The 11,275-nt window shown below is 72.7% G+C and carries 9 protein-coding genes; 6 read left to right on the forward strand and 3 right to left on the reverse strand.

Annotated features, from left to right (window positions below; translation table 11 throughout):
* Positions 1-5: 5 nt before the first annotated feature.
* Positions 6-1,193, reverse strand: coding sequence for a branched-chain amino acid ABC transporter substrate-binding protein (locus tag KUA19_RS36625; RefSeq protein ID WP_308167857.1), 1,188 nt, complete (start codon positions 1,191-1,193; stop codon positions 6-8).
* 219 nt (positions 1,194-1,412) lie between these two features.
* Here KUA19_RS36625 and KUA19_RS36630 point away from each other — a divergent pair, with 219 nt between their 5' ends.
* The 5 genes from KUA19_RS36630 to KUA19_RS43450 all read left to right on the forward strand — a co-directional run bounded on the left by KUA19_RS36630 (position 1,413) and on the right by KUA19_RS43450 (position 8,798).
* Positions 1,413-3,389, forward strand: a complete 1,977-nt coding sequence (locus tag KUA19_RS36630; RefSeq protein WP_217403615.1) for a putative bifunctional diguanylate cyclase/phosphodiesterase — start codon at positions 1,413-1,415, stop codon at positions 3,387-3,389.
* Between the two features lie 591 nt (positions 3,390-3,980).
* A complete protein-coding gene (locus KUA19_RS36635) occupies positions 3,981-4,673 on the forward strand; it encodes a helix-hairpin-helix domain-containing protein (RefSeq protein ID WP_372451990.1) in 693 nt (230 codons plus the stop codon).
* Positions 4,673-7,204 (forward strand): ComEC/Rec2 family competence protein, encoded by a 2,532-nt coding sequence (locus KUA19_RS36640; RefSeq protein ID WP_217403619.1) that lies wholly within the window; start codon positions 4,673-4,675, stop codon positions 7,202-7,204. The genes KUA19_RS36635 and KUA19_RS36640 overlap by 1 nt, the downstream gene beginning before the upstream one ends.
* 98 nt (positions 7,205-7,302) lie before the next feature.
* Positions 7,303-8,283, forward strand: coding sequence for a DNA polymerase III subunit delta (gene holA, locus KUA19_RS36645; RefSeq protein WP_217403709.1), 981 nt, complete (start codon positions 7,303-7,305; stop codon positions 8,281-8,283).
* Positions 8,280-8,798 (forward strand): hypothetical protein, encoded by a 519-nt coding sequence (locus KUA19_RS43450; RefSeq protein ID WP_254550690.1) that lies wholly within the window; start codon positions 8,280-8,282, stop codon positions 8,796-8,798. The genes holA and KUA19_RS43450 overlap by 4 nt, the downstream gene beginning before the upstream one ends.
* A 299-nt stretch (positions 8,799-9,097) precedes the next feature.
* On the opposite strand, the gene rpsT is transcribed toward KUA19_RS43450, so the two are convergent.
* Together rpsT and KUA19_RS36660 are read right to left on the reverse strand one after the other, a co-directional pair.
* Complete coding sequence (gene rpsT / locus KUA19_RS36655; protein WP_217403621.1) at positions 9,098-9,364, reverse strand: 30S ribosomal protein S20; 267 nt, start codon at positions 9,362-9,364, stop codon at positions 9,098-9,100.
* 151 nt (positions 9,365-9,515) lie between these two features.
* Positions 9,516-10,493: a phosphotransferase family protein gene (locus KUA19_RS36660; protein WP_217403623.1), complete on the reverse strand. Its 978-nt coding sequence runs from the start codon at positions 10,491-10,493 to the stop codon at positions 9,516-9,518.
* 97 nt (positions 10,494-10,590) lie between these two features.
* On the opposite strand from KUA19_RS36660, the gene KUA19_RS36665 reads away from it, so the two are divergent.
* Positions 10,591-11,151, forward strand: a complete 561-nt coding sequence (locus tag KUA19_RS36665; protein ID WP_217403625.1) for a DUF4240 domain-containing protein — start codon at positions 10,591-10,593, stop codon at positions 11,149-11,151.
* Positions 11,152-11,275 lie beyond the last annotated feature (124 nt).

Consider the following 11,275-nt stretch of genomic DNA (forward strand, 5'->3'; position numbering starts at 1 on the left):
CCTGGTCAGTTCGCCTGACTGACCAGGGTGAAGGCGCCGTCGTGGATCTTCAGGAGCATGAAGTCCGGGTGTGGCTGGGTGCCGTCCGGGCCGAACTGCGAGGGGCCAGACAGCAGCTGGATATCGGCGGGCGACGTGGCGGCGATCGCCTTGCGCACGGCCTCGCGGTCCAGGCTGCCCGCCCGCTCGATCGCGTTGACGGCGAGCTTGAACGCGTCGTATGTCTGCATCGTGAACGGCCCGGGATCGTGACCGTACGCGGCGCGGTAACGGGCCGCCCACTCCTTGGCCTTCGGCTCGAACTGCGCCAGCGGCAGGGTGATGCCGTAGAGGCCCTCGGTCTCCGCCGGGGTGAGCTTGTCGAACAGGGTCGGGTCCAGACCCGCGTCGGACAGCATGATCGTGCCCTTGAAGCCACCGGTGCGCAGGTCCCGCACGATGGTGGCCGCCTCCGGGTAGTAGCCGGTGAACAGGACCGCGTCGGCGTTCTCCTTGATCACCTCGTCGACCATGCGCGGGTAGCTGGTGGCGCCCTGGCTGATGCGCAGCCGGGTGGCCAGCGTCATACCCGCGTCGGGCGTTTTCAGGTGCTCCACCGCGGCGTGGGCGACCGACTGCGGGAAGCTGGTGCCGTCGTCCACCACGGCCAGCCGCTTGCGGCCCATCTTCGTCAACGACTGGACCGCCCGCTCGCCCTCCTCCTTGGCGGTGCCCGCCAGCAGGAAGACGCTGTCGTAGCCGGGGGCGAGCAGGTCCATGGAGTTGGCCGCCGGCACGATCATCGGGATCGCCGCGGTGTGGAAGACCTTGAGCACGGGTACGACCGCGACGCTGCATCCGCCGCCGACCGAGACCGTGATGTCCTTGGCGACCAGCTCGTTCGCCTTCACCACGGCGGTGCCGGGATCGCAGGCGTCGTCACCGGCCACCAGTTCGACGGGGTGGCCGAGGACACCGCCCGCGTCGTTGATCTCCTTGATCGCGAGCTGGTAGGCCTCCATCATCCGCTGCCCGGTCGGTGCGTTGTCGCCGGTGAGCGGCATCAATGCACCGATCCGTACGGTCTGTGGCGTACTATCCGCTTTGTCGGGAGCACTGCACGCGACCAGAGCACCGCACAGCCCCACCAGCAGCGCGGCCGCCATGGCACGAATGCGGCGGCGCGGAGCTCGTCGTTGCTGGAGGTCGTCCATACGGTGAATTATTATCACGTGTAAGTAGGATAAGCCGGATATGCCGCGTAGGCCACCGCCGCGTCGGCGCACAACACTCGACGGGGCAGGCCGCAGCGGTCGGCCCGGAGGGGAACGCCCGAAACAATGCAGTGGCCGTCTTGGGGGCGGGCCGCCGCCGGCAAGCGGGGCAGGGACGCCCGCCGGGGCGACCCCATCCGCCCGCGCCGGAGCCTGGGCATGACCGCCGCGCTCGCGGCGGTGCTGTGTGGGCTGGGCGCGTTCACGCTCTGGGGCACCCTGCAGGCCACCCAGGCCACCGAGGCGCAGGGCAAGGCGCTCGTACTGGACGCCATCTTCAGCGAGGCCAGCGCCGCCGTCGCGGTGCAGGAGATGCAGGCCCGGCACTACCAGCTGGAGCCGTCGGTGGCCAGCCGCGAGCGATACCTCGACTCCGCCGCGCAGGCCGACGCATCGCTGCGCCGCGCGGTCGAGTTGAGCACCGGCGACGCCAAGCAGGACGCGCTTCGGCTGCAGGCCGAACAGTCGGCCTACCGCCAAGCCGCAGACCAGCTCATCGTCATGGTCACCGACCGCGACCCCGACGCGATCAAGCAGGACCGGCTCGAGGTCACCCCGGCTTACTACACGCTCCAGCACGACATCACCGAGGTGTCGCGGTCGTACCACACCCTGGCCCAGAAGCGCGTCGCCGATCTGCGCAACGTGCAGACCCGCATCTTCGCCGCCACCATGGTCGGCTTCGCGGTCGGCCTGGCCCTGGTCGCGGCCATCTGGCGGGTCATGCTCGCCTACCAGCGGCGCGTCGTCGAGCATGCCCGCGCCAGCCAGCGGCAGGCGCTGCACGACCCGCTCACCGGCCTGGCCAACCGGCTGCTGTTCCAGCAGCGGCTCGACGACGCCATCGAGGCCGCCGGACCAGGCTCGGACCGGAAACCGGCGGTGATGCTGATCGACATGAACGGCTTCAAGGCGGTCAACGACACCCTGGGCCATCACGCGGGCGACGAGGTGCTGATCCAGACCGGAAACCGGCTGCGCAAGGTGTGTGGCGAGGGCGACACGGTGGCCCGCCTGGGCGGCGACGAGTTCGCCGTACTGCTGCGCAGCGTCTCCTCGGTCGAGGCGGCGCTGGAGATCGCCGAGCGCGCGGGCGGGGCGCTACGGCGCAACTTCGCGCTGCCGGTCGGGTCCGCCGCCGTCAGCGGCAGCGTGGGCATGGCGCTGGGCGCCCCGGGCTGCTCGGCCGAGGACATGCTCCGCCACGCCGACGCCGCCATGTACCGGGCCAAGAGCAGCGGAAAGGGCGTCGCCCTCTACGACCCCGAGATCGACATCGACCAGCCGGGGCGGATGGCGCTCTTCGCCGACCTGCGCACGCTGCTCACCGACGGCGATCCGGACGGCCAGCTCGTGCTGTACTACCAGCCCCAGGTGAGCATCGCCGACGCCACCGTGCCCGCCGTCGAGGCGCTGGTGCGCTGGCGGCACCCGCACCTCGGCCTGCTGTCGCCCGACGCGTTCCTCGGCGTCGCCGAGACCGGCGGCCTGGAACTGCCGCTCACGTACCACCTGCTGCGCATCGCCGCCGCCGAGGCGGCCGGTTGGAACGCCCAGGGGCGGCCCCTGACGGTCTCGGTCAACGTCAGCCCGAACTGCCTGCTCGACGAGGCGTTCGTCGGACAGGTGCGCGCCGCGCTCACCGACCACGGGCTACCGCCGCACCTGCTCCGGCTCGAAATCACCGAGAGCGGTATGACCACCGACCCCGATCGGGCCCAGGAGGTGCTGCGCCGCATCCGCCACGACGGGGTCCAGGTCTCGATCGATGACTTCGGCACCGGCTTCAGCTCGCTGAACCAGCTCAAACTGCTCACCGCGGACGAACTTAAGATCGACCGGATCTTCATCCAGGACCTGGCCACCGACCCCGGCGACGCCATCCTGGTGCGCAGTGCCATCGAACTGGCCCACAACCTGGGGCTGTTCGTCACCGCCGAAGGCGTAGAGGACCTGACCGCGCTGGCCATGCTGGCCGACCTCGGCTGCGACCAGGTGCAGGGGTTCGCGCTGGCCCGGCCGGTGCCCGCCGACGTCCTGTTCGCCGAGTGCGCCAAGGCGGCCCAGATCGCCCGGTCGGCCCTGAAACCCGCCCGCGGCCCGATGACCGCCGCCGAGGTCGAAGCGGGCGTGTGACGCCGCACCGCGTCTGCCCGCACGCTCGCCGTCGCGTCGCGTCGCGTCGCGCGCTCGGGCCGTGGGGTGGGTGCAGTTTCGGGGAAAGTGCTGGAATCTTGGACTTCTTTCGCGCAGTTTCCCCGAAACTGCACCTACGAATGGGCAGTGGGTGCGGCGGCGGAGGTGGATCGGCGAAGAGGCGTAGCACGCGGGCGGTGTGATCAGGGAGTTATCCACAAGCGGGCCGCTGTCCACAGGCGGTGCCGCGCGAGGGTGGGGGCGTGCTGTCCCCGCTCCTAGCGTGGCCGCGTGCTGTCACTACGCCCGCAGTCGCCGGATGAGGCGGCCCAGCGCCGCCTGAGAAGCGTCTTCGCCGTCCCGCAAGCAGCAGCCGATTCACCGGCCGATCCGATGCCGGTCGGCTCCCCGCCCGTCGACGACAGGCTTACAACCGACCGCGGGCTTACAGCCGACCGCGGGCTTACAGCCGACGACGAACTTACGGTCGATCGCGAACCGTGGGCCGGTGGCTGGTCCGCCGCCGCAGCGCCGCCGCGCTTCGGGTCGGGGTCGCAGGTCTCGAGCCGGGCAGGGTTCGACCGGAGTGGGCTGGCGGAGCCTTCGTGGCAAATGGCCGCGACATCGGAGGCGGCGCTGCCGCGCTTCGTCGCACCGGAGCCGGAACAGCAGCCGTCGGCGCTGCCCGGCCGGTCGGCGTTCGATCCGGGGCGGCGCGGGGTGCGGGCGCTCGCGGCCGTGGCCGTGCTCGTGGTGCTGATCGCGGCGTATCTGGCCTGGCAGGCGCGGCCGCAGGCCGAACCGGTCCCGGCGCTGGTCGCCGACACCGCCGCGCCCCGGCCCTTGACCGCCGCGTCACCCACCGAACTGGTGGTCGCGGTGACCGGCCAGGTGCGCCGTCCCGGTCTGGTACGGCTCCCGCCCGGCTCCCGCGTCGCCGACGCCATCGAGGCGGCCGGTGGTGTGCTGCCCGGCACCGACGTGTCCACGCTCAACCTGGCCCGCCGCGTCGCCGACGGAGAACTGATCGCCGTCGCGGTGCCCGGTGTCGTGCCCGCCGACCAGGGCGGCGGAGCCGGGGCGGCCCCAGGTGGGCTGGTCAATCTGAACACCGCCACCCTCGCCCAGCTCGACGCGCTGCCCGGAGTGGGCCCGGTGTTGGCGCAGCGGATCCTCGACCACCGCGCCCGGCACGGCGACTTCCGTGGCGTGGGCGACCTGCGCCAGGTCGAGGGCATCGGTGACGCCAAGTATGAGCAGCTCAAAGACCTGGTCACGGTCTGATGGACAGCCCCGATCGCGCGCCTGGGCGCGAGCCCGACCTGCGGCTGGCACCCTTCGCACTGGCCTGCTGGGCAGGGGCCCTGACCGTCCTTTACACCAGCCTGCGCACCGCGCTGGTCCTGGCCGCGATCGCCTTGGCGGCCGCAGTGCTCCTGCTCGCCGCCGACCGCGCCGCCCGCCGCCACGCCGAGACCCGCCACTGCACCGAAACCTGCCACTGCGCCGAGACCCGCTGCTGCGCCGTCGCTCGTCGCCGGATGGTCAACGGTGCAGTTTCGGGGAAACTGCGGGAATTCGCGTCAAGATTCCGGCAGTTTCCCCGAAACTGCGCGTCGCTTGGCGGGGAGAGCGGCCCGTCGGAAGGCGCGGGCGGGTCGGGGCGGAGGAGGGGGTCGGGCGCGCGGTGGCGGTGGATCGTTGCCGGGGCCTGTCTGGGGGTGGCGTGCGGGGCGGTGGCGACCGGGGCGCGGCTGTCGGCGCGGGACGCACCCGAGCTGGTGGAACTGGTGCGGCGGCACGCTTCGGAGCAGGTGCTGCTGACCGTACGCGACGATCCGCGAGCGGTGGCCGGGGTGACCGGGCGGGACGCGACCTGGGTGGTGGCGGCGAACCTGGACGCGGTCGCGGGGCTGCGTACCGATGTGCGGGTGCTGGTGTTGGCCGCCGACGGCGGCTGGCGCGGGCTGCTGCCCGGTCAGCAGGTGCGGGCGCGGGTCCGGTTCGGACCGTCGCGCGGCGGTGACCTGCGTGCGGCGGTGCTGTCCGCCGACGCGGCCCCGCAGCCCCTCGGTCCGGCACCGTGGGCCCAGCGGGCCGCCGGGGTGCTGCGGTCCGGCCTGCAGCGCGCCTGCGCACCGCTGGACCGCGCCACCGGCGGCCTGCTGCCGGGCCTGGTCGTGGGCGACGTCAGCCAGCTGGATCAGGAGCTCTCACAGCAGTTCAGACAGGTCGGCCTCACTCACCTGAACGCGGTGAGCGGCAGCAATGTGGCGGTCGTCCTCGGGGCGGTGCTGCTGCTGGCCCGGTGGTGTCGGGCCGGGCCCCGGCTGAGCGCGGTGCTGTGCGCCGTCGCACTGGTCGGTTTCGTGATCCTGGTCCGCCCGTCGCCGAGTGTGCTGCGGGCCGCCGCGATGGGCTCCGTCGCGCTGCTCGCCTTGGCCTCGGGCAGGTCCCGGGCCGCGTTGCCCGCGCTCGCGGCCACGGTGGCGGCGCTGCTGGTCATCGACCCGGAGCTGGCCACCGACGCCGGGTTCGCGCTGTCGGTGCTGGCCACGGCCGGACTGCTGCTACTGGCCCCGCCGATGCGCGACGGGCTGCGCCGACGCGGAGTGCCGCGCGGGATCGCCGAGGCGCTGTCGGTGCCGACCGCGGCCCAACTCGCCTGCGCGCCGGTGGTCGCGGGCATCAGCGGCACGGTCAGCCTCGTCGCCGTACCGGCGAATCTGTTGGTGGTGCCCGTAATCGTGCCCGCGACGCTGACCGGTGTGGTCGCCGCGCTGCTGTCGCCGGTGTGGCCGCAGGGTGCCGAGTTCGCGGCGTGGCTCGGCAGTTGGCCCGCGCGCTGGCTGGTCACCGTGGCCCGGGTGGGTAGCGAGTTGCCCGCCGCGGTGCTGCCCTGGCCGGAAGGGGCGCCCGGCGCGCTGCTGCTGGCGGGGTTGACCGTGCTGGCCATGCTCGGTCTGCGCCGTCCGGTGCTGCGCCGCCTGGCACTGGTGGTGGCGCTGGCGGCGACGCTGGGCGCGCTGCCGGTGCGCCTGATCGCGGGCGGCTGGCCACCGCCGGGCTGGCTCGTCGTCTCCTGCGACGTGGGACAGGGCGACGCCACGGTCCTCAATGCAGGTGGCGGTGCGGCCGTGGTCGTCGACACCGGGCCGCTGCCGCACCCGGTCGACGAGTGCCTGGACCGGCTCGGCGTCGACACGGTGCCGCTGCTGCTGATCAGCCACTTCCACCTGGACCACATCGGCGGCCTCGACGGTGTGCTGGCGGGCCGACCGGTCGGCGCGGTGGTGACCACCGCCTGGCCGGAGCCCGCGGCCGGGCATGACGCGGTGGTACGGGCGGCCGCCGCGTACGGGGTCCCGGTGTCGGCGGCTCCGGCTGACGGCGGCTGGACCGTCGGGGCGGTCCGGCTGACTGTCCTACCCGGACCGATGCTGCGCGGCACCCGCAGTGACCCCAACAACAACTCCCTGCTGCTGCTCGCCGAGGTACGCGGTGTGCACCTGCTGCTGGCCGGTGACGCCGAGACCGAACGGCAGCAGGCGTTGCTGGATGCGGGCGTCGATCTGGGCGCGCAGGTGCTCAAGGTCGCCCATCACGGGAGCAGCTACCAGTCGCCGGACTTCCTCGACGCGGTCGCCCCGCGCGTGGCGCTGGTCAGCGTGGGCGCGGGCAACGACTACGGGCACCCGAGCCTGCCGGTGTTGGCCCGGCTGGCGGGGCACGGGGCGCGGGTGCTGCGTACGGACCTGTCGGGCGATGTCGCCGTGGTGCTGGACGACGGCGGACTGTCCGTGGCGACCGGGTGAACCTCGCCACCCACAGGAGTCGGGTGGGCGCAAGACGACGCGCCCATTCGAGTGACGATGAACGGCTCAGAAGGGGGGCATGCGACGATAGCTGGGTGGTGAGCCAGGTTCCGTCCCCCGCCCTGACACCCGTGGTCCTCGTCCTCGGCGACGAGGAGCTGCTCGTCGCGCGCGCCGTCACCGACACCGCGGCCCGAGCCCGGGTGATCGACCCGGCCGTCGAGCTACGGGAGATGGACGCCGACACGTTGCTTGTGGGCGAGCTGGCCGAGGCGCTCAGCCCGTCGCTGTTCGGCGGCCGTCGGGTGGTGGTGCTGCGCAAGGGGCAGGACGCCAAGAAGGACGTCACGGCGATGCTGCTCGACTACGTCAAGTCGCCCGACCCGGAGGTGACGCTGGTCGTCGCGCACGCGGGCGGGGCCAAGGGCAAGGCGCTCGCGGACGCGCTGGCCAAGGCGGGAGCCGACGTCATCCCGGCCGCGAAGATCACCAAGCACCGGGAACGGGTCGACTTCGTCACCAGTGAGGTACGCCGCCTCGGCGGTCGCTGCCAACCGGACGCGGCCGAGGCGCTGATCGAGGCGGTCGGCCACGACCTGCGCGAACTCGCCGCCGCGTGCGCCCAGTTGATCGCCGACACCGACGGGCGTGTCGACGCTGCCACGGTGGCCCGGTACTACCGGGGCAAGGCCGAGGTGAGCGGGTTCGCCGTGGCCGACGCGGCGGTGGCCGGGGACGTGCCGGCCGCGCTGGAGGCACTGCGCTGGGCGCTGCACAGCGGCGTGGACCCGGTGCCGATCGCCGACGCGCTCGCCGACGGCGTGCGCACCGTGGCGCGGGTGGCCTCGGCGGGGCGGGGCAACGCGTTCCAGCTCGCGTCGTCGCTGGGCATGCCCGCGTGGAAGATCGAGAAGGCGCAGCGGCAGGCGCGCGGCTGGACCCCGGAGGGCCTGGTCAAGGCGATGCGCGCGGCGGCCGACTGCAACGCCGCGGTCAAGGGCGGCGAGGAGGATCGCGGCTACGCGCTGGAGCGCACCATCGCCGCGTTCGCACAGGCCAGAGCGGGAGGATCGAGATGACGACCAACATCCGGTCGCGCCGCGCCGGGATCAGCCAGCAGGAGGCGCGCACCCGGCCGCTCTACGCCCGGGTGCTGGGCCTGCAGTACGTGCGCCCCAGCAACCTGATGTGCTTCGTGTTCTTCGAGGGTGCGATCGCGCTGGCGGTGCTGTTGGCTCTGGCCGAGCTGACCACTTGGTGGGCGGTGCTGGTGCTGCCGGTTTCGGTGGCGGTGATGGTGAAGATCAACGACGTGATCGCGGGAGCCACCACCCGCTCGGGCGGTGACGCGGTGCCGCGCCGTGCCGCACGCCGTGCGGTGGCGGGCCCGACCGTGCCGCTGCGAGTGGCGACGCCACCGGTCGACCTGGCCGGGTTCGAGGACGACGCCGGGGTCGATCTGCCCAGCCGCTACGAGCGGCTGACCCGCCACGAGCAGATCCCGGTCGAGCCGATCAGCCCCGCCGCCGAGGAGCCCTGGGTCGGCAGCGCCGAACAGCGAGCCCGCCAGTCCGCCACCTACCGTTACGAGTGACCAGCCGGACCCGCCCCCACGAATGACGACCGCCGCCGGGCTGCCCGGGTTCGACCACGCCCGCGCGCGGATCTCCACGGCTTGATCGCTGTCGGCGGTGATTTCCTGACCCCAGAGCCTGTGTTCCGACCGCAGATAGCGATCTTGAGGATCGCGTGGCGGGTCGACGCGCGGCGGGGTCGGGGTGGCCGGCCACGTGGGGGTGTGGCGTGGATGTGGAACAGCCGACGCCCGGCTTCCCCTGGTGGGGAGCCGGGCGTCGGCGATGCTGATGGCAGCGCCCGTGCGGGCGCCGGGCCTCAGGCGGACAGCGCAGCCAGCTTCTTGGCGATGGCCGACTTGCGGTTCGCCGCCTGGTTCTTGTGGATCACGCCCTTGCTGACGGCCTTGTCCAGCTTGCGCGAGGCGTCACGCAGCAGCGCGGTGGCGTTCTCGACATCACCGGTGACGGTCGCCTCGTGGAACTTGCGGACGGCCGTCTTCAGCGAAGACTTGACCGACTTGTTGCGCAGCCGGGCCTTCTCGTTCTGCCGGTTGCGCTTGATCTGGGACTTGATGTTCGCCACGCGACAGCCTCGTCCTGCTCGTTTCGGGTTGGATGCTTGGGATGGGCCGGCGCGTGAGCACCAGCCGCGACGTGCCAGGTTACCAGGTGGCCCGCGCATGGGCCAAAACGGGCCCATGCCCCATGGCTGGTCGGCACCCGTGCCGTCGCGTTCAGCGCCAGCCCTGGCGTCGTGTCAGCCAGCGTAGCGCGAGGCGTCCGTAGTACCGCTGGTGGGATCGGATGGCGGGGGACTGCTCGATCTCCGGCTGGGCGCCGGCGTGCACGTAGTAGCCCACGCAGGCGGCCAGCGCGGCGTCGAGCGCGTCGGCGGGCAGCCCTCGGGCCGTGGGGTGCGAGGCGAACAGCGCGTCGACGTCGAGGCCACTCGCCTCGGCCGACAGCAGCAGCGTGACCAGGTCGAACCAGGCCGGACCGTGGGCCAGGAAGGCCCAGTCGCAGATCCACGCCCGACCGTCGGCGTCGAGCACCACGTTGTCCAGCCGCAGGTCGCCGTGGAACAGGCCGGGCGCGGCGGTGCCGAGCTCGACCAGCCGGGCCTCCAGCTCGCGCAGCCGGTCCAGGTGCGCGATCAGCGCCGGGGCGAGCGTCGCGAGCTGGTCGGGATCGGCGTCGCGCCACTTGCGCAGCGTCGGGTCCGCGACCGTGGCGAACGTCTCCAGCGGCAGATCGAGCAGGTGCCCGGACGGCTCGGCCAGCGCGGTGGCGGTGACGGCCAGGGCGTCCAGGGTCGAGGCCAGTTCCTGCGGGCCCCAGGGCAGCTGCGGCACTCGAGCGCCGGGAATCGGGTCCAGGCACAGCACCACGTGGTCGGCCAGTTCGGCGTGCCAGCGCAGGCGGGCCGTGGCGACCCCGGCGGGCAGGGCGGCGGTGTTGCGGGCCTCCTCCTGGTACCAGCGGGCGAGGTAGTGGTCGTGCGGTACGGCCTTGACGAAGTGGGCGCGGCCGTCGGCCGTACCCACGACGGAGGCGAAGCCCTGGGTGAAGCCGGCGCCGGTGCCGCCGGCCGTGACCACAGCGGCGCCCAGCCGGTCCTCGATCGCGGCGCGCAGCTCGACGGGCAACTGCGCCCAGCCGGGACGGCGGGCGGTCTGGGTGTAGCCCACGTCGGGCAGCAGCGTCTCCGTCATGCCTGTCATGGTCGGTGGCGGGTTGTGACGTGCACAACCGGGTTTCGCCGCCGTGGCGGCTCGGCCCGGACCGGGGTGGGTGGCAGACTTCACGGTCGTGGACACCGACCGGTTCTGGGCACTGATCGAGCAGGCGCGCACCGATGTCGAGGGCGAGCTGGGCGAGGACGGCGAGAGCCTGGCCAAGGCGCTGACCGCGCGGCTGGTGGAGCTGCCCGCGACGCAGATCGAACAGTTCGCCGCGCAGTTCGAACGGCTGCGCGCCGCGGCCGACCGATACGACCTGTGGGGTGCCGCGCACCTGATCGGCAGCGGCTGCACCCGGGACGGTTTCCTGGACTTCCGCACCGGCCTGATCGCGGCCGGTCGGCGCTGGTACGAGGCGGCGCTGGGCGATCCCGACGCGCTGGCCGGGCACCCGGCGGTGGTCGAGGCGATCGAGTGGAACGACGACAGCGCCATCTTCGCCGAGCTGGTCGGCTACGCCCCCGCCAACGCGTACCGGCAGGTCAGCGGAGCCGAGCTGCCCGAACCGGCCGCGACCGAGCCCACGGGCGAGTCCTGGAACTTCGACGACGACGCCCAGATGCGCCACCGCCTGCCCCGGCTGGCCTCGCTTACCATCGGCTGGCCCCCGAATGAGGGCTGCCGCTGCTGACGGCTCCACCGCGCAACCCGCTCGCACGACCGCTCGCGGCAAGATCGCTCAAGTTGCCGGGCAATCGGGTGAATGGCCTCGCAAGATACGCCCGATTGCCCGACAACTCGAACGATCTTGGGGG

The sequence above is a fragment of the Catellatospora tritici genome (assembly GCF_019083965.1).
Taxonomy (GTDB): domain Bacteria; phylum Actinomycetota; class Actinomycetes; order Mycobacteriales; family Micromonosporaceae; genus Catellatospora; species Catellatospora tritici.

Coding starts and splice junctions, on each gene's coding strand:
- KUA19_RS36625 (WP_308167857.1), bottom strand. CDS start 1,193: ATGGACGACCTCCAGCAACGACGAGCTCCGCGCCGCCGCATTCGTGCC.
- KUA19_RS36630 (WP_217403615.1), top strand. CDS start 1,413: ATGACCGCCGCGCTCGCGGCGGTGCTGTGTGGGCTGGGCGCGTTCACG.
- KUA19_RS36640 (WP_217403619.1), top strand. CDS start 4,673: ATGGACAGCCCCGATCGCGCGCCTGGGCGCGAGCCCGACCTGCGGCTG.
- KUA19_RS43450 (WP_254550690.1), top strand. CDS start 8,280: ATGACGACCAACATCCGGTCGCGCCGCGCCGGGATCAGCCAGCAGGAG.
- KUA19_RS36660 (WP_217403623.1), bottom strand. CDS start 10,493: ATGACGGAGACGCTGCTGCCCGACGTGGGCTACACCCAGACCGCCCGC.